17 protein-coding genes are annotated in these 17,791 nt (G+C 72.7%); 9 read left to right on the plus strand and 8 right to left on the minus strand.

The features are described 5' to 3' along the window. Positions 1 to 56 precede the first annotated feature (56 nt). On the minus strand, positions 57 to 1,283 hold the full coding sequence (locus N912_RS49735) for a metal-dependent hydrolase family protein (protein ID WP_051579727.1): 1,227 nt from the start codon (positions 1,281 to 1,283) through the stop codon (positions 57 to 59). Continuing rightward, the gene (locus N912_RS0105845; protein WP_028921706.1) at positions 1,280 to 2,680 is read right to left on the minus strand and encodes an MFS transporter; all 1,401 of its coding nucleotides are present in this window, start codon (positions 2,678 to 2,680) and stop codon (positions 1,280 to 1,282) included. Before N912_RS0105845 ends, N912_RS49735 begins: the two co-directional genes overlap by 4 nt. A gap of 197 nt (positions 2,681 to 2,877) precedes the next feature. Here N912_RS0105845 and N912_RS59970 point away from each other — a divergent pair, with 197 nt between their 5' ends. The 3 genes from N912_RS59970 to N912_RS0105860 all read left to right on the plus strand — a co-directional run bounded on the left by N912_RS59970 (position 2,878) and on the right by N912_RS0105860 (position 6,207). Then, positions 2,878 to 3,573 (plus strand): FadR/GntR family transcriptional regulator, encoded by a 696-nt coding sequence (locus tag N912_RS59970; RefSeq protein ID WP_051579729.1) that lies wholly within the window; start codon positions 2,878 to 2,880, stop codon positions 3,571 to 3,573. A 232-nt stretch (positions 3,574 to 3,805) separates the two neighbouring features. Then, entirely contained in the window at positions 3,806 to 4,918 is a 1,113-nt protein-coding gene (locus N912_RS0105855; RefSeq protein WP_028921707.1) for a mandelate racemase/muconate lactonizing enzyme family protein, read from the plus strand. Next, positions 4,915 to 6,207 carry an NAD(P)/FAD-dependent oxidoreductase gene (locus tag N912_RS0105860; RefSeq protein ID WP_028921708.1) on the plus strand — a complete coding sequence of 431 codons (1,293 nt, stop codon included), beginning with the start codon at positions 4,915 to 4,917 and terminating at the stop codon, positions 6,205 to 6,207. The genes N912_RS0105855 and N912_RS0105860 overlap by 4 nt, the downstream gene beginning before the upstream one ends. Position 6,208: 1 nt before the next feature. Here the strand turns inward: N912_RS0105860 and N912_RS0105865 are convergent, their stop codons facing one another. Continuing rightward, on the minus strand, positions 6,209 to 6,946 hold the full coding sequence (locus tag N912_RS0105865; RefSeq protein WP_028921709.1) for a DUF899 domain-containing protein: 738 nt from the start codon (positions 6,944 to 6,946) through the stop codon (positions 6,209 to 6,211). After that, entirely contained in the window at positions 6,946 to 8,148 is a 1,203-nt protein-coding gene (locus N912_RS0105870) for an MFS transporter (protein WP_037063614.1), read from the minus strand. The genes N912_RS0105865 and N912_RS0105870 overlap by 1 nt, the downstream gene beginning before the upstream one ends. Positions 8,149 to 8,336: 188 nt before the next feature. Here N912_RS0105870 and N912_RS0105875 point away from each other — a divergent pair, with 188 nt between their 5' ends. The 3 genes from N912_RS0105875 (at position 8,337) to N912_RS0105885 (ending at position 10,876) form a co-directional block, all read left to right on the plus strand. Beyond that, a complete protein-coding gene (locus tag N912_RS0105875; protein ID WP_028921711.1) occupies positions 8,337 to 8,909 on the plus strand; it encodes a TetR/AcrR family transcriptional regulator in 573 nt (190 codons plus the stop codon). Then, positions 8,906 to 10,354 (plus strand): FAD-dependent monooxygenase, encoded by a 1,449-nt coding sequence (locus N912_RS0105880; protein WP_028921712.1) that lies wholly within the window; start codon positions 8,906 to 8,908, stop codon positions 10,352 to 10,354. The genes N912_RS0105875 and N912_RS0105880 overlap by 4 nt, the downstream gene beginning before the upstream one ends. 90 nt (positions 10,355 to 10,444) lie before the next feature. Next, entirely contained in the window at positions 10,445 to 10,876 is a 432-nt protein-coding gene (locus tag N912_RS0105885; protein WP_028921713.1) for a hypothetical protein, read from the plus strand. Between the two features lie 10 nt (positions 10,877 to 10,886). Here the strand turns inward: N912_RS0105885 and N912_RS0105890 are convergent, their stop codons facing one another. Further along, a complete protein-coding gene (locus N912_RS0105890) occupies positions 10,887 to 12,125 on the minus strand; it encodes a riboflavin synthase (protein ID WP_028921714.1) in 1,239 nt (412 codons plus the stop codon). A 214-nt stretch (positions 12,126 to 12,339) separates the two neighbouring features. On the opposite strand from N912_RS0105890, the gene N912_RS66755 reads away from it, so the two are divergent. After that, positions 12,340 to 12,645, plus strand: coding sequence for a pentapeptide repeat-containing protein (locus N912_RS66755; RefSeq protein ID WP_342670829.1), 306 nt, complete (start codon positions 12,340 to 12,342; stop codon positions 12,643 to 12,645). Beyond that, positions 12,552 to 12,944, plus strand: coding sequence for a pentapeptide repeat-containing protein (locus N912_RS49745; protein ID WP_342670830.1), 393 nt, complete (start codon positions 12,552 to 12,554; stop codon positions 12,942 to 12,944). The genes N912_RS66755 and N912_RS49745 overlap by 94 nt, the downstream gene beginning before the upstream one ends. A 112-nt stretch (positions 12,945 to 13,056) precedes the next feature. Here N912_RS49745 and N912_RS0105900 read toward each other — a convergent pair whose 3' ends face one another. The 3 genes from N912_RS0105900 to N912_RS0105910 all read right to left on the minus strand — a co-directional run bounded on the left by N912_RS0105900 (position 13,057) and on the right by N912_RS0105910 (position 16,685). Then, positions 13,057 to 13,644, minus strand: coding sequence for a DUF1989 domain-containing protein (locus tag N912_RS0105900; RefSeq protein WP_156993191.1), 588 nt, complete (start codon positions 13,642 to 13,644; stop codon positions 13,057 to 13,059). A gap of 4 nt (positions 13,645 to 13,648) precedes the next feature. After that, positions 13,649 to 14,980 carry an APC family permease gene (locus tag N912_RS49750; protein WP_211261133.1) on the minus strand — a complete coding sequence of 444 codons (1,332 nt, stop codon included), beginning with the start codon at positions 14,978 to 14,980 and terminating at the stop codon, positions 13,649 to 13,651. Positions 14,981 to 15,056: 76 nt separating this feature from the next. Then, complete coding sequence (locus N912_RS0105910; protein ID WP_028921716.1) at positions 15,057 to 16,685, minus strand: amidohydrolase; 1,629 nt, start codon at positions 16,683 to 16,685, stop codon at positions 15,057 to 15,059. Positions 16,686 to 16,743: 58 nt separating this feature from the next. On the opposite strand from N912_RS0105910, the gene N912_RS0105915 reads away from it, so the two are divergent. Then, positions 16,744 to 17,763, plus strand: a complete 1,020-nt coding sequence (locus N912_RS0105915; protein WP_028921717.1) for a LacI family DNA-binding transcriptional regulator — start codon at positions 16,744 to 16,746, stop codon at positions 17,761 to 17,763. Positions 17,764 to 17,791: the final 28 nt, after the last annotated feature.

Consider the following 17,791-nt stretch of genomic DNA (forward strand, 5'->3'; position numbering starts at 1 on the left):
GACCAGAATCGGCGCGTGCGGTCGTCGGCGGCCGCGAGGATTGACCCGCGCGGAGGTCACCCCCCGACCGTGCCGAGGACCGGCCGACCGTCCCGAACGACCGGCGTGCCGCCCGCGATGACCGTGTCGATCCGGGTGAGCGCGCCGATGTCGGCGGTGGGGTCCGCCTCGGTGGCGATGAGGTCGGCAGCCGCGCCGGCGCGCAGGGCGCCCAGGTCGTCGCGTCCGCACGCGGAGGCGGCGACGGTGGTCGCGGCGGCGAGCGCCTCCCGCGGGGTCAGCCCGGCCTTGACCAGCAGTTCGAGCTCGGCCGCCAGGCAGCCGTGGGGCTTGCCCCGGCCTCCGGCGTCGGTGCCGGCACCGACGGGCACCCCGGCCGCGCGGGCGTGCCCGACGGCCTCGAACCCACCCGTGAGCGCCCGGCCGGCCTTCTCGACCGGGTGCGCGGGCAGGCCGTTCTCAGTGCCGAGCTCCACGTAGCGGTGGAAGGCCACCAGCGTCGGCACGATGACCTGGTCGTTCTCCTTGGCCAGGGCCGCCGCCTCCGCATCCAGGAAGCACGAGTGCTCGATCGTGTCCACCCCGGCTACGATCGAGTTCTTGATCGCCCTGAGCCCGTGCGCGTGCGCCGCCACCCGCCGGCCGTTGTTGTGCGCCTCGGTCACCGCTGCGGTCAACTCGTCCAGCCCGAGCTGGACGCTGTCCAGGCGCTCGCCCCGGGGGAACACCCCGCCCCCGGCCATCACCTTGATGAGGTCGACGTGCTCGGCGAGCATCGAGCGCACCGCCCACCGCACGCCGTCGACACCGTCGGCGATCACACCCATCTCATGACCGTGACCGCCGGTCATCACGATTGGGCTGCCCGCCGCGAGCACCCGCGCCCCGCTGGCGACGCCGTCCTCGATGGCGCTCCGGGCCGCGAGCACCATCCGGTGAGGTCCGCCCACGTCCCGAACCGTCGTCACGCCGTTGACGAGGTGCCGATGCGCCCGCTGGACGCACCTGATCGCGGTCAGCTCGGCGGACTCGGACTGCATGGCCCGCAACGGCTCGGCGCTGCCGTCCCACACCAGGTGCACGTGCAGGTCGATCATGCCGGGCAGCAGCCACCTGTCCCCCAGGTCCACCTCCGGATAGCCGCTCGGAATCCCGGCGCGCCGGGTTACCGCGACCACCCGTCCGTCCTCAACCACGACCGAGGCATCCACCATCGGCTCGGCGTGCGCGTCGGGGAGCACCCTGGACGCGGAGTAGGCGACCTTCTCCGGGCTGACGCTCATCGTTCGGACCTCCTTGTGAGTGGGGGCGCGCCCTCGCTGATCTCCTCGAGGGCGCGCCCGGTGGTTGACCTGCCCTGCGCGACGACGGCAAGCACACCGAGCAGCAGCACGCCGGCGGTGACGGCGAAGACCCCGGCGAACCCCAGGTGCGGGTACGAGAAACCGATGACCAGTGGGGCGGCGATGCTGCCGACCCGACCCACCGCCGAGGCCGCGCCCATACCGCTGGCCCGGATCGCCGAGGGGTAGACCTCGGGGGTGTAGATATAGAGCAGCGCGAACACCCCCTTCATGAACATCGACAGCACGCCGGAGGCGACCAGGATGCTCACCGGCCCGCCGGCGAGCGCCAGCCAGCCTGCGCCGAGGATTGCGCCGGCGCCGAAGATCAGCAGCGCCGTCTTGCGTTCCATCCGATCCGCCAGGTACGACAGCCCGAATACGCCGGGCAGTTGCATCACATAAACGAAGATCGAATAGCCGAAGCTGCGGGTGAGGGAAAAGCCCTCGTTCACCAGGAGCGTGGGGATGAACGTCAGGAAGCCGTAGTAGCAATAGTTCGTCGTGATCCACACGACCCAGGACAGCGCCGTGGTCCTCGCCATCTTCGGACCCCACAGCGCCCGGGCCGTCTGCATGATCGACTTCCGGTCGCTCGCCCCCGCCGGCCCCGGCCCTCGTACCTGCCCCGCGAGCGGGTCCACCGGCGGCAGCTCGCGACCGGTCGCGGCGCGCACGTCCGCCTCCAGCCCCGCGACCACCCGCTCGGCCTCGTCGAAGCGACCGCGCGCGATGAGGAACCGGGGCGACTCGCGCAGCCCCCGCCGCCACCACAGCAGCAGCACGATCGGTACCGCCGTGACCACCTGCACCACCCGCCACCCCGCGTCGAACGCCGGCACGACCAGGTAGCCGATCACCGAGGCGAGGATGAAGCCGTAGGCGAAGAACGCCGACAGCAGCCCCAGGTACCGGCCCCGGTACCGGGCGGCGAAGAACTCCGCGACGTACGGCGCGATGATCGCGCTCTCCGCGCCGGTGCCGAACCCCCCGATCACCCGGAACGCGAACATGAACTCCCACGTCGGAGCGCAGGCGGCGACCAGGCTCGACAGCGTGTAGATGCCCAGGGCGTACATCATCACCCGACGACGCCCGAACCTGTCCCCGAGCAGGCCGGCGCACAGCGCCCCGAACATGTAGCCGATGTACAGGGCCGAGCCCAGCACACCGGTCTGACCCGAGCTCAGCGCCCAGGTCGCGGTGATTACGGGCAGGACGAAGGCCACCATCCCGGAGTCCATGGAGTCGAACATGTAGCCCAGGCCGCCCTGGGTGAGAATCTTGCGCTGCACCGCCGAGCGCGGTAACCGTTCGAGCCGGGCCAGAAGTTCCATGATCGCCTCTTTCCTCGCGTCGCTGGGAGGTGCCCCGGTAATCCCGATCGGTCCGCCGAAGCCTACAAATTGGGTCACCCACATGTCCAGGTCTGACGTTCGGACCTCGATTGCCGAGCCACGCGGACCTCCCAGCTGCCCCCAGTGGGTTACGTTGTTCTCGGGTTGTCGGCACCACCACGGATCGGAGAGCGCTGATGGACCGCGGTTCGCTCGCCCCCGCGCCGGCGGCCGCGGAGCGCCTCCCGCGCCTGTACGAGTCGGTCGTGGACCGGGTGCTCGAGGTCGTCGAGTCCCGGGGCATCCAGCCCGGCGGCGCGCTGCCCACCGAACGCGAGCTCGCCGAGACCCTGCGGGTCAGCAGGAACGTCCTGCGCCAGGCGTTCGGCGTGCTGGAGGAGCGCGGCATCGTTGTCTCGCGACGTGGCGCCGGTCGGTACCTCCGGGACGTGAGCGGATCCGAGCGTGGGGTGAGCTCGTCGGCCCTCGAGGTCGCCTCGATCGCGGACCTGCTCGAAGCGCGGATCATCCTGGAAGCTCACGTCGCCGTGCTCGCGTGCCAACGGCGCACCAGGGACGAGGCGCAGCGGCTCATCGAGCTGGCCGCCACGCTCTCCTCGTGGGAGGACAACCTGGAGTTCCACACCGCGATCGCGGCCGCCAGCCACAACTTCGCGCTTGAACGGATGTGCCGCCAGCAGGCCGAGCTACAGGGCGCCCTGCATCCCCGGGATCGCTATGACGACCACAACGAGCTCGAACGGATGCGCACGGAGCATCACGAAATCGCGCTGGCCATCGCCGCCCGAGACGAGGCCCAAACCCGGCGACTGGTCGAGCGACACCTGGAACGCACCCGATCCGTCATCACGTCGGCCGACGACACGGACTAGGACGCCACGCGGCTGGCACCCAGGCCGACTCCCCTCGGCACGAGCCGAGGCCGGCGCCTGGATCACCGGACTCATCCCGCGAACTGTCCGATTCGGGGGACGCGCGTGCCTGTTGCCGATGATCAACAGGACATGACGGTAGCTCCCCGTCCAGTGAACCGGCACTGGACAATTGGGTGACCCAATTCTACGGTGTCACCGAACCCAGACCGAGAGGAGCCGCCGCACCGCTATGAAGATCCAATCTGTCGAGGCCGTCCCGATCGCCGCGTCGTTCCGCTCGACGTTCCGGTTCGGCACCACCGACCGCACCACGTCGCCGAACGTCGTGGTCGTGGTCCGCACCGAGGACGGCGTCACCGGGTACGGCGAGGCCTGCCCGGTGCCGGCGTTCACCAGCGAGACCCAGGCGTCCATCGTGGAGCTGGTGGAGTCCAGGGTGGCGCCGGTGCTGGTCGGCAAGGACCCGGAGCGGCGGCTGCCGCTGCTCGACGAGCTGGGCCGGGCGCTGAGGTTCGCGCCGTTCACCACCGCGGCGGTGGACACCGCGCTGCTGGACCTGCTCGGGCGCGCGCTCGGCGTGCCGGTGCACGTGCTGCTCGGCGGCGGCTACCGGGAGCGGACGGAGGTGCACGGCTCGGTGGGCTGGGACGCGGACGCCGGCAAGGTCGCGGACACCGCCCGCGAGCAGGCCGCGAGCTACCGCTGGCTCAAGCTCTACGCCGGCCGAGGCGAGCTGGACGCCGACCTGGACCGGCTGGCGGCGGTGCGCGACGCGGTCGGCCCGGACATCGGGCTGTTCGTCGACGTCAACGGCATGTGGACGCCCAGCGACCTGGTGCGGGCGCTGCCCCGGGTCGAGGAGATCGGGCTGCGCATGCTCGAACAACCGCTGCCGCCGGCCGCCGCCGACTTCCAGCGCCGGCTGGTGGGCGAGCTGCGGGTGGACGTCGCCGCCGACGAGAGCGTGCGGACGGTGACCGACGCGGCCGCCGTGGCCAGGGACCGGACCGCGACGGTGGTCAACCTCGGCCACTCCAAGCTCGGCGGCCCGACCGCCGCGCTGCACGCCGCGCACATCGCGCTGGGCGCCGGGCTGGAGGTCATGGTCGGCAGCGTCATCGAGATGGAGCTGGCCACCGCGATGGGCCTGCACCTGGCCGCCGCGCTCCCCCGGCTCGCCTATCCGTCCTACCTGATGGGCCCGCTGAAGTACCGCGAGCGGCTCACCGAGGAGCCGCTGGAGGTGATCGACGGCCACGTCGCCGTCCCCCAGGGTCCGGGGCTCGGCGTGACCGTCGACGAACGCGAGCTGGCCCGCCTGGACGCCAGGAGAAGCTCATGAGCCTGCCCGCGAGCGCCGACGTCGTGGTCGTCGGCAGCGGCGTCACCGGCGCCGCGACCGCCGCCGCCGTGGCCGCCCGGGGCGCCACCGTGGTGCTGCTGGACAAGGAGGACGGCCCCGCCCGCGAGGCGTCCGGGCGGGCGCAGGGCTCACTGCGTGTTCAGGGCCGGCACGGCGCCGAGCTACGGCTGGCCGAGGAGGCCCTGCGGCTGTGGACCGAGGCCGCCGCCGACGGCGACTTCGAGCTGGTCACGGGCGGCAACCTCTACCTGCTGACCAGGCCGGAGGAGCTGGCGAGGCTGCGCGCGCTTGTCGCCGAGGCACACCGCGCCGGCCTTACCGGAGTGGAGCTGCTCGACGCCGACGCCACCCGCGAGGTCATGCCGTCCGCGACCGGCCCGCTGCTCGGCGCGATGTGCAGCCCCGGCGACGCGCACTGCCACCCCCGCAAGGGCACCGAGCTCTACGCCCGCCGGGCGCGGGCCGCCGGCGCGCACCCGGCCTACGGCGTCAAGGCCGTCCGGCTGCTCGCGGCCGGCGCCCGGATCACCGGCGTGGACACCACCGAGGGCTCGATCCGCGCCGGCGCCGTCGTGGTCGCCGCCGGGATCTGGACGCCGCACCTGGCCCGCACCGTCGGGCTGTCCGTGCCGATCATGCCGGTGGTGATGTCCGAGCTGGAGACCGAGCCCGCCGAGCCGTTGTTCGCCCAGAGCATCCGGGCGTTCGGGTTCGGCGCCGTGCAGCGCCCCAACGGCAAGCTGATCGTCAGCGCCGGGCTCAACGCCAGGGTCGCGCACGGCGTCTCGCTGGCCGACCTGCACGGCCTGCGCTACTGGCTGCCCCGCGCGCTGGCCTTCCGCCGCAACCTGCGCCTGTCCGTGGACCTCGCGCGCATCGCCCACCAGGTCAGGACCCGCTCGACCCTGTCCCCCGAGCACGTCCCGCACGTCTCGCCCGAACCGCCGTGCGACCGCCCGCTGGTGGACTCCGCGCTGGCCCGCCTCGCGTCGGTGGTGCCCGCGCTGCGCGGCGTCGCGGTGTCCCGGTACTGGGGCGGCGTGGTCGACATGACCCCGGACGGGCTGCCGATCATCGACGGCGGCGCCGGCCCGAGCGGGCTCACCCTGGTGACCGGGCTGTGCGGGCACGGTTTCACCCTCGGGCCGGTGCTCGGCGAGATCGCCGCCGACCTGGCCACCGAGGGCCGCACCGCGCGCGACATCGAGGAGTTCCGGCTCGCCCGGTTCGCCGAGGGGCCGGTCCCCCAGCCGGAGATGACCATCTGAGCTACTCGTACTCGTCGTGCAGCCGCCACCACCAGACACCATCGGGCAGGTGGGAGCGCCCGGGCGGTTCCTCCCAGGGCTCCTGGCGCCCGAGCGGGGTCAGGTCGAGGTAGTTGAACGTGCCGTTCAGCAGGTCCGTACCCCGCGCGTAGGTCGAGTAGGTGTGGAAGACGTCCCCGCCGTCGCTGCCGTCGCGGAGGAAGACGCTGATACCGGGCCCTTCGCCGTGGGCCTCGTTGCCAGCTAGCGGTTCGTAGTTGTACTCGACGGGGGCCACCGACTCGTCGAGCGTGACGTGGAAGTCGTAGTTGAAGTCGCCGCCGTACGAGGAGTACCAGGGCACCGTCCAGCCCATCCGTTCCTTGAACGGCAGGAGCGTGGCCAGCGGGGCGCGGGAGACCAGGACCAGCGAGGTGTCCCGGGCGTGCAGGTGCGCCGGGTGGCCGATGTTGTCGACCAGCAGGGAACACCCCTGGCAGCCCGCGTCCCAGCTCGGGTCGAACATGAAGTGGTAGACGATCAGCTGCCGGCGCCCGTCGAACAGGTCGGCCAGGGTGACCCGCCCCTCCGTTCCCTCGAAGACGTACTCCTTGTCGATCCTGACCATCGGCAGCCTGCGCCGTTCGGCGTTCAGCTCGTCCCGGGCGCGGGTGAACTCCTTCTCCCTGGCGAGCAGCCGCTTGCGGGCGGCCACCCATACCTCGCGCGACACGCTCGTCGGCAGGTTCGTCGGAGCCATCACAGGTCACCCCCGCGCACCGAGGCCCGCACGCGCAGCGCCGGAGCGGCCGCACGCAGGACGGCGAACAGCGCGACCCCGACCGCCGCGCACCCCAGCCACAGCGCGGTGGCGCCGGCCCGCTCCAGCACTGCGGTGCCGAGCAGCGGCCCGAGCGCACCGCCCACGCCCCAGGTGGTGGCGGCGATCCCCATGTACCCGCCGCGCAGGTCGGCCGGAGCCAGGTCGGCGAAAATGGCACCGAACATCACGGCGATGCCGACCTCGCCCGCCGTCCACACCAGAACCGCCCCGGCGTATCCCACGCCGCCGTGCACGACAGCTCCCAGCCCGAACCCCAGCCCGACCAGGAGCATCGAGGCACCCAGCACCACGTACTTGTCGCGGCCGGCGAGCAGCCGCACCGCAAGCGGCTGGGCGATGAGGATCACGACCCCGTTGACGGCCAGGATCGTCCCGTACATCGCCGAGGGCAGCCCGTCGGCCGTCATGGCCAGCGGGAGCGTCGAGAACGCCTGGAAGAACAGCGAGAAGTACGCCACGAAGATCAACGCCGTGGTGATCAGCAGGCGGTCGTGGAGCACGACCGGCAGCAGCGCCCGCCTGCTCGCCCCCGATGCCGCCGGCCGGGTCTCGGGCACCCGCAGCCACACGACCAGCGCCGCGCCGGCCGAGGCGGCGGCGTTGAGCCAGAACAGCAGCCCGTAGCCGTAGCGGACCAGAACCCCACCCATGATCGCGGAGACGGAGAAGCCCAGGTTGGTCGCCCAGAACAGCAGCCCGAAGGCGCGCATTCGCTCCCGCGCGCCCGGCAGGTCCGCCACCGAGGCCGTCCCCGCCGGCCGGGCCAACTCCGAGACCAGGCCGACCCCGACCGCCGACGCCACGATCGCCGGCAGCGTGTCCGCCGAGCCGAGCGCCACCAGCGCGAACGCGGTCCCCAGGAACCCGGCCAGCATCGTGTGCCGGCGGCCGATCCGGTCGCTCAACCAGCCACCGAGCAACAGCGACCCCGCCGTGCCGGCGCCCACCGCGGCGGCCACCGCACCGGCGGTCGCCGGCGAGAGCTGCCGGTCCTGCGTCAGGTACAGCACGAGGAACGTCTGGGCGAACCCGCCGGCCCGGCTCACGAAGTGCACCGTCGCCAGTGCCCCGATCAGACCCGGCAGGCGCAGGCGCGGCCGGGAAAGTGTGGAAGTCATGACCGAGACGCTAAGCAGCACAGTCATAAAGAAAAAGCGATAGTTCTCGATCGATTCGATCGCTATACGCGATGTTTTTCGGGCGCCGCATAGCTTGTTGGGATGTCGCGCATGGTCTGGAGTGTGCGGAACCCCAGGTAGGTATGCGGCGGCGATGTGTACGGTACGCGTACCGTACACTTACGGACGTGATCGCACGGGGTAAGGAGCGGGAGGACGCGATCCTCGGTGCCGCGATGCGGCTGCTCGCGGGCGGTGGGTACGAGGCGTTGACGATCGACGCGGTGGCGGCCGAGGCGCACGCCAGCAAGGCCACGATCTACCGGCGCTGGCGCAACAAGGCCGAGCTGGTCGAGGCGGCGCTGGACGCGCACGACGCGGCCTTCAACGACGAGGTGCCCGACACCGGCTCGCTGCGCGGTGACCTGGTCGCGGTGCTGGAGATGCTGCGGCGCAAGGCGCGCGAGTTCCCGCCGGACGTGGCGGTCGAGATGCTGCGGTTGATGGAGCACGACGCCGAGCTGGCCGCCGCCCTGCGCCGCCACCTCGCCGACGAGGAGCTCTCGCCGTTCCACGCCCCGCTCGCCCGCGCGGTCGAGCGGGGTGAGGTTCGCCGGGAGGTGGACGGCGAGCTGGTGCACGACGTGGCCGAGGCGATGATCGTCCACCGGCTGCGGCTCAGGGTTTCGTTGGACGACGCGTTCGTCGATCGGCTGGTCGACGACGTGCTGATGGTCCTGATCGAGAAGGGGAAGTCGTGACGGTGATCGTTGCCGGGGCGGGGCCCACGGGCCTCACGCTGGCCTGCGAGCTGGCTCGCCGAGGGGTGCCGTGCCGGGTCCTGGACAAGGCGCCGGGGCTCTTCCCCGGATCCCGGGGCAAGGGCCTGTCCCCGCGTACCCAGGAGGTCTTCGACGACCTCGGGGTCGGGGACGCGGTGCGCGCGGGCGGGATGCCGTTCCCGTCCTTCCGGATGTACTCCGGCCGCGAGATCGTCGCCGAGCGCACGCTCGCCGAGATGCTCGGCGCCGAGCTGCCCAGCGGTCCGGACGTGCCGTATCCGAGCATCTGGCTGCTGCCGCAGTGGCGCACCGACGAGATCCTGCGGGACCGGCTGGTCGAGCTGGGCGGGTCCGTGGAGTTCGGGGCCGAGGTCACCGGCTTCGAGCAGGACGCGGACGGGGTGACGGTCACGGTGGTGCGCGGCGGTGTCGAGCGGCGGGAGCGCGCGGACTACCTGGTGGGCGCGGACGGCGGGCGCAGCGCGGTGCGCAAGGCGCTCGGGGTGGGCTTCGCCGGCGAGACCTTCGAGACCGAGCGGACGCTGATCGGGGACGTGCGGGCCGAGGGCCTCGACGGCGTCTTCTGCCACATGCTGACCAGGGCCGGCGACCTGTCCGAGCGGTTCGGGCTGTGGAACCTGCCGAACAGCCCCTACTACCAGTTCGTCGCGACCATGCCCACCGACCAGGTGCCGCCGCTGACCTTGGCGGGCGTCCAGGAGCTGATGGTCCAGCGTTCCGGCCGCGACGACATCCGGCTGCACGACCTGCGCTGGATCTCGCTGTACCAGGTGAACGTCAGGATGGTCGACCGGTTCCGGGTCGGGCGGGTGTTCCTCGCCGGGGACGCCGCCCACGTGCACTCCTCGGCCAGCGGGCAGGGGCTCAACACCAGCGTGCAGGACGGCTACAACCTGGGCTGGAAGCTCGCCGCCGTGCTCGCCGGCGCCCCCGACGAGCTGCTCGACACCTACGAGGCCGAGCGGATGCCGGTCGCCGCCCACGTGCTCGGCATGACCACCGAGATGCACCGCCGCGACTTCCTCCCCTCCACGGACCCGACGCCCGCGATCCACCAGCTCGACGTCACCTACCGGGGTGGCCCGCTCGCCGTGGACGATCGGGCCGAGCCGGGGCGGCTCCGGGCCGGCGACCGCGCGCCCGACGCTCCGCTGGAGGACGGCAGGCGGCTCTTCGACGTGTTCCGGGGGCCGCACTTCACGCTGCTCGCGTTCGGCGGCGCGGCGGCCGACGGGTTCGACCTGCCGGTGGTACGGGTGGCCAGGTCCGAGGCGTACGACGTGGCCGGTTCCGCGCTGGTGCTGGTCCGGCCGGACGGCTACATCGGCGTCATCACCGAGTCCGTACAGACGGTTCGTGACTATCTCGGACGCGTGTCCAAAGGGGCCTCGATGCCGGGCTGAGGGAGGACGGCATCCGGGACCGGTCCCGAGCTCCGCGCGGCATGGTTGGGGCCGCGACGTCCCGATCGGACCGGAGGACGCGGTGCTGTGATGGGCGGATTCCTCTTGCTGCTGGTGTTCGTGGGCGGTCAGCTCGTGGTGCTGGCCGGGATGATCGCCATATTCATCTTCTTCGAACTGCTGGCCGACCGTATTCGTCGTCGGCGAATACCGCGTCCGAGCCCGCCGGACTGGCTTGCCGAGTGGCGGGCGGCCAGGCAGCGGTTCCGCGAGCTCCGCGACGAGTACGCCGGTTACGAGTGCGATCCGTCGGCGGTGCTGCGGCTTCCGGCGCTCGCCGACGTCACCGTGGCCTCCACCGGGCGGTTCGTGGATGCATTCGCCGAGGCACTGGCACTGCACGGCGAGCACGAGGATCAGGAGCCGGCCGAGGCGTCCGCCAACGCCTACGTTCGGGCCGTGGAGCAGGCCTGGCGGGCGTGGCGGGCCGCTCGTGAGGCCGCCGAGCGGCTGTCCCGCTGACGCCACCCGTTCAGAGGAAGGTGCGCAGGTCGCGCACGTCGATCATGGGCAGGCCCCAGCGCAGCGCGGAGGCCTCCAGGTCGGCGGCGTCGGCCATGGTGCCGTCGGTGTTCATCACCTCGCAGCACACGCCGACCGGCGCCAGGCCGGCCGCCCGACACAGCGCCACCGTGGACTCGGTGTGGCCGGCCCGCTCGGCAAGGAGGCCGGGGCGGGCGGCGACCGGGATGACGTGGCCGGGCGAGGTGAACTCGGCCGGGCGCGCGTCGGGCCGGGCGAGGCGCCGGACGGTGGCGGCGCGTTCGGCGGCGCTGACGCCGGTGCCGGTCGCCGGGCTGTGATCGACCGAGGCCAGGTCCACGGGGGCGTGGAACGCGGTGCCCTGGCGGTCGCCTCGGCCGGGCAGGGCCGGGATCTCCAGCCGTTCCAGGACCTCCGGCGCGCACGGCACGCACGGGTAGCCGTACACCTCGGTGAGCAGGAAGGTGAACGCGGCGGGACGCAGCTCGGCGCCGGCGAAGATGACGTCGCCCTCGACCTCGCGGTCGCCGTCCCAGACCACCACCGCGCCGCCCGCCGCGAGCTGCCTGACCACCTTCTCCACGCCGATCCGCCCGGAGACGTGCCCGGCCCAGCCCAGCGCCGAGACCGCCCCGGCGACCCGCGCGCCGGCCGTCGCGGCCCGGTCGCCGGCCAGCCGGGCGACCAGGTCGGACTCCAGGTTGACCCGGTCCCCCACCGCCAGGTCCGACAGCGTCGTCTCGGCCAGCGTGGACGGGATCAACGCCACCGAGAACCTGTCCTTGATCACCTCGGCGACGGTCAGGCTGACCCCGTCCACCGCGATCGAGCCCTTGGGCGTCACCAGCGGGACGAACCGGGCCGGGGGCCGGATCCACAGCCGCCGCCCCGCCCCGAGGTCGTCCACCCCGACGATCTTCCCGACGGCGTCGACGTGGCCCTGCACCAGATGCCCGTCCAGCGGGTCACCGACCGCGAGCGGGGTCTCCAGGTTCACCCGGCGGCCGGGGACCAGCACGTCGTCGAAGGTGCTCCGCCGCCGCGTCTCGGTGCTGACCGACGCGGTGACCAGGTCCTGGTCCAGCCGCTCGGCGGTGACGCAGACGCCCGCGACGCTCAACGAGCCGCCCGGGACCAGCCGCCCCGAGGACTTGGCGGCGCGAACGACCACCCGGTCGCCGTCGGCGGACTCGATCAGCCCGATCTCGTCGATGTTCCCCGTGTACATGCCCGGCACCCTTCATCCGCTGAGGAGGGCAGGGACCCACATCGGGTCCGAGAAGGGGCGGGGTGTCACCGCGTGGCTCCGGAATCGCGCCGGATCGTTCCTCGCGGGGAGGAACCGGCGGGCTGTCACCGCCGCACCTTGGAATCGCGCCTCGGCCACGGTATGCCCGGGCCGCCGGTGCTGTCGAGTCGGGGGTGTGCGACAGAATCGCGCGGTGGGCACGGACGAGATGGAGAGTGTCGTCGGCGAGGACTTCACCGACGCGCGGCTCGGCGGACAGCACTGGCAGCGCAGGGCCTTCGAGGACTGCGACTTCACCGAGGCCGACCTGCGCGGGCTGGTCACGGTCGGCTGCACGTTCACCCGCTGCGACTTCACCCGGGCCGACATCGGCGAGTCGCGCCACACCACTACCGCGTTCCGTTCGTGCGTCTTCTACCGGGCCCGCTGGCCGGGGCCACGCTGGAGAACTGCAGCCTGCTCGGCTCGACGCTCGTCGAGTGCCGGCTGCGCCCGCTGACCGTGCGCGAGACGGACCTGACCCTGGCCGCGCTCGGCGGCGCCGACCTCTGCAAGGTCGACATGACCGGTCTGCACCTGCGCGAGGCCAACCTTACCGACAGCAACCTGCGCGGCGCGAACCTCACCGACGCCGACCTGACCGGCGCCCGGCTGCTGAACGCCACCCTTCACGACGCCGACCTGCGCGGCGCCCGCATCGACGCCCACGCGCTGGTCCAGGCCAAGCTCGCCGGCGCCCGGGTCGACCTGGCCACCGCCGTGGCCTTCGCCGCCGCCCACGGCCTGCGTGTGGACTAGCAGCATTGCTCAGAGCGTTGTTCACGAATCGCCTCCGGCGATCAAACCGCCTGATCCAGCCGCTCGGACGAGCCTCCGGCCCGCCCTCGCGCCAGGAGCGTGAACAACCCTCTTAGAGGCGCACGACCTCGACCGCCACGTCCCGGGGGCTTCCGTCGCCGCCGTTGGTGGGATACACGTCGTCCGGGCACGAGGACAGGCCGACGAGCAGGTCCATCTCGGCGCGGAGTTCGACGTGGTCACCGGGCCGTGACACCGGGCGTTCGTACTCGATCCGCCCTCGGTCGTCGAGGCGGGCGACCATGAACAGGTTCCAGGGCTGTGGCACGAACGGCAGCGGGCGGTTCAGCGACTCCTCCAGGTTCGCGGTGCAGCTTCGGTGCGCGGGGTCGGCTCCCAGGTGCGCGTACATGGCGGGGCTGCAGGCCGCGATCAGCGTGTCGTGCAGGCCGGGTGAGGTGTCGGCGGTGAACGTGAGCGCCGCGCGGTACCTGTTCGTCACCAACCGGTCTCCGGGGGCGAAGTACACCCGTTGTAGCAGCTCACGGCAGTGCCCCATGGAGAGGTGCTCGTCGCCGCCGGCGCGGGCGAACGCCCAGAGGTCGACGACCTGGCCGCCGTGGGTGTTGACCACGCGCAGCACCTGACCCTTCGCCAGCGGCACCGCCAGGCCGCCACCGGCCGGAACGATGTGTCTCACGGGATCACCTCCGTCCGGCGCGCAGCGCGCCGTATGCGAACGCCAGGGGCAACGGCAGCAGGAGCAGCACGTTGACCAGCGGCCCGGCCTGTGTGAGCAGCTCGAAGTTGCGCAGGATGAGGACGACGACGGCGGCGAGGGCGAGCCCGGAGGCCGTCGGCGCGACCAGGCCCTGGAGCGGGTGCACCAGCCCGCGCCGGCGGCGGAAGTAGGCGACGACGGCCAGCGAGCACACGGCCTGCAGCGCGATGACGCCGACGATCCCGATGCCGTTGAGCCAGAGGAACGTCTGCTCGTAGGGTTTCAGCCCCGCCGCGCTGAGCACGGCGACCACGAGGGCCGTCAACACGGTCTGGGCCAGGCTGGCGTTCGCGGGACCGCCCTTCCCGGCCCGTGCCCGCCCCAACCAGGACGGCAGCAGGCCCGACCTGCCGAGCACGAACAGGTACCGCGCCGAGGCGTTGTGGAAGGCGAGCGTGCAGGCCAGCGCGCTGACCACGATCAGGACGTGCATGGCGTCGGTGGCCGGCGTCCCGACCCAGCGGCTCATCGCGGTGAAGAACATCCCGGTGGGGTCGGCGACCGCCTCCGCGAGCGCCCGTTCCGGGCCGAACGCCATGAGCACCGACCAGACGATGAGTGCGTAGAAGACCGCCATGAAGCCGACCGCCGCGAACGTGGCGCGCCGCACCGTCCGAACCGGGTCGCGGGCCTCCTCGCTGTAGATGGCGGTGGACTCGAAGCCGAGGAACGCCCCGAACGACAGCACGAACAGCGCGCCGGTGCCCGGCCCGACAAGCTGGGACGGCTCGAAGCTGAGCGCGCTCAGCCCCTCGGCCCCACCCTGGACGATCACCGGAACGGCGAGCACCAGGAGGACCAGCACCTCCAGGACGAGGAACACGCCGAGCACCTTCGCGCTCAGCGAGATCCGGTTGTACCCGAGGAACCCGACGACGACCAGGGCGACGGCGGCGCACCAGTACCACGCGACGTCGACATGGAGCATGTCCGCGAGCGTGGCCTGGGCGAACACCCCGACCGCGGGGAGGAAGCCGATGGCTATCGCGTTGTAGGAGACCACCGCGACTACCGCCGCGCCGGCGCCCATCCTCCGGTTGAGCCCGACGCCGATGTAGGCGTAGAACGCCCCCGCGTCGGGCACCTGCCGGCTCATCGCGGTGAAGCCGACGGCGAAGATCACGAACACCAGCCCGGCGACCAGGTAGCCGGCCGGGGCGCCGATGCCGCCGAACTGGATGGCCAGCGGCGCGACGCCGGACATCACCGACAGCGGCGCCGCCGCGGCCACCACGAAGAAGACCAGGTCCCACATGCCGATGGAACCGCGTCGGAGTCGCGTTGTCGGGGTCTGATCCACATCGCTGGGGGTCATCTCGCACCTCGGTTTCTCAGTCGCTGTGGTGGACGACCTCGCCGTCCACAACGGTCAGCCGGACCGGTAGGTCGACCAGCTCGTCCGCGCCGGTCAGTACCGGGTCGGCGGCGAAGCCGGTGAGGTCGGCGCGGTGGCCGACGACGATGCGGCCGAGCCGGGTCTCCCCCGCCGCGGCGGCTGCGGCCGTCGTGTAGCCGTGCAGCGCCTGCAGCCCGGTGAGCCGCTGTTCGGGTTCGAGGACCGGTGCGTCCGGCACACCGGGCGGGCGCCGCAGGCGGGCCCACGCCATGCCGAGACGGGGGTCGAAGGGGGCGACCGGCCAGTCGGAGCCGAGCGCGATCCGCGCGCCGGCCGCGAGCATCTCGCCGAGCCGGAACCCTCGGGTGACCTGGTGCGGGTGCAGCCGCGAGGTCCAGGGGTCGCGGCCGTCGGCCGCTCGGTAGCGCAGGTAGACCGGCTGCATCGACAGCGCCAGGCCGTCGGCCGCGAGCCGCTCGATGTCGTCGTCGGCGACGATCTCAAGGTGCTCGATGCGATGCGGTGCTCGGTCTCGGTCCGGGCTGCCGACCGGGGCGGCCTCGTAGGCGTCCAGGGCGGCCCGCACCGCCCGGTCGCCGATGGCGTGCGAGGCGCATGCGATCCCGGCCGAGGCGAACCTCCCGACCACCTCGCGGTAGCGCGCCGGGTCGGGCCAGAACGAGGCGCGGCCGCCGCCGCAACAGTCCCGCTCGGCCAGCCAGGCCGTCCCGGTCTCCACCACGCCGTCGACGAACAGCTTCACCATGCCGCAGCGCCAGCGCCTGCCGTGCTCGCGCGACAGGTCCACGGCGCGGGCGATGTCCTCGTCGCTGGCCGCCGGTTCCTGCCACAGGGCCACGACCAGCCTGCTGGACAGCTCGCCGGACCGTTCCAGCTCGCGCAGCAGCCGCAGCGTCGACTCCGTGCCGTCCATCACGTGCGCGCCGGTCAGGCCGGCGCGGGCGAAGTCGCGCAGCACCCGCGCCACGCGCCGGGCGGGCGGATCCTCGCCCGGCTCGCCGGCCACCGCCAGGACGGGCCGGTAGGCGCTCGGTTCGCGCAGCTCGCCGGTGAGCCCGCCGTCCCGGGACACCGCTGTCGAGGCGTCGCCGAAGTCCCGGGGCGCGTCCAGCCCGGCCAGCGCGAGCGCCCTCGGCGTGGCCACGGCGGTGTGCAGGTCGTAACAGAGCAGCAGCGCGGGGCGCCCGGCCACGGCGCGGTCGATGGCCTCGTTGTCGATCGGCCGGCCGCCGAACACCTCGTAGCGCAGGTTGCGGCCCCGGACCCACTCGTCGGGGCCGAGGCGCCGCGCGTGCGCGCCCAGCGCGGCCACCAGCTCGGCCATGTCCGTGATCTCGCCCAGGTCCACCCCGACGGCCAGCTCCGCGCCCCAGACCGGGTGCGCGTGCGCGTCGATCAGGCCAGGGACGAGGCACATGCCGCGCCCGTCGAGCACCTCGGTGCCCCGGCCGATCTGGGCACGGACCTCCGCCCGGTCCCCGACCGCCGTGATCCGGCCCCGCCGCGCGGCCAGCGCCTCGGCGGCCGGCAGCGACGGATCGAGGGTCCGGATCCGTGCACCCAGCACGACCAGGTCCGCGGGGCCGCCAAGGTTCCAGGACATGGCGACGGACTGTAACCCAAAACGTTTTGGGCGTCCATCGAACGACTAGGGTTCGGCCATGGCTGCCCAGCGCGTCACGATCCGGGAGGTCGCCAACGAGGCGGGCGTCTCGATCACCACGGTGTCGCACGCGCTCAACGACAAGGGCGAGGTCGACCCGGCGACCCGGCGGCGCGTGGTCGACGTCGCCGAGCGGCTGGGCTACCGGGCCAGCGCGGCGGCGCGCGCCCTGCGCGGCGGCCGCTCCGGGACGATCACGCTGATGGTGCCGGCGACCGGTTCGGACCCGGCGGACATCGAGATGCTGAGCCTCGACTACTACATGCGCCTGGCGATCGGCGCCGCGCAGCGCGCATTCCTGGCCGGCTGCTCGCTGTTGTTGGCGCCCCGGCCGACAAACTTGCGTGAGCTTCGCCAGCTCAATACCGACGGAGCCATCATCTGCGATCCCGGGCGGGCGGACCCGAGGGTCGACGCATTTGCCGAATGGGGAGTACCGGTCGTTACTGTTGAGCGGGACCAGGGCCGGCCGGACGCGGGCTGGTTCGTCGCCGGCGACAATCGCAACGACACCGGGCGGCTGCTCGACCACCTCGCGGCGGCCGGCGCGGAAAGGATCGCGCTGCTCGCGCCGGAGCCGGACTGGGCGTGGGCGGCCGAGGCCACCGACGCCTACTCGGAGTGGGCGTCCCGGCGCGGTCGTGACGTGATCGTCGAGCAGACGAGCATGAGCGACCTCGAGCGCAGCGCGCACGACCGGGCCAGCGCGCTGCTGCGGAGCCCGCGTCGACCCGACGCGATCCTCGCCCTGGCCGAGCACCAGGCCGCCGCCGCGGCCAGGGCCGCCCGCGAGCTGGGCGTCCGGGTGCCCGGGGAGCTGCTCATCGCCAGCGGCGTCGACAGCCACCCGTTGGTACAGCACGACCCGCCGATCACCGCGCTGGACCTGCGTCCGGAGCTGCGCGGCGGCGCGGCGGCGGAGCTGCTGCTCGCCCGGGTGGAGGGCGATCGCACGGCGTCGACCAGGGTCATCCCTGGCGAGCTGATCGTCAGGGCGAGCACGACCCGGCGGGCGTAGCGGCGGGCATCCCCCCGAGGTCGGCCGG

The sequence above is a fragment of the Actinospineispora acaciae DSM 45401 genome (genome assembly GCF_000620785.1).
GTDB classification, from domain to species: domain Bacteria; phylum Actinomycetota; class Actinomycetes; order Mycobacteriales; family Pseudonocardiaceae; genus Pseudonocardia; species Pseudonocardia acaciae.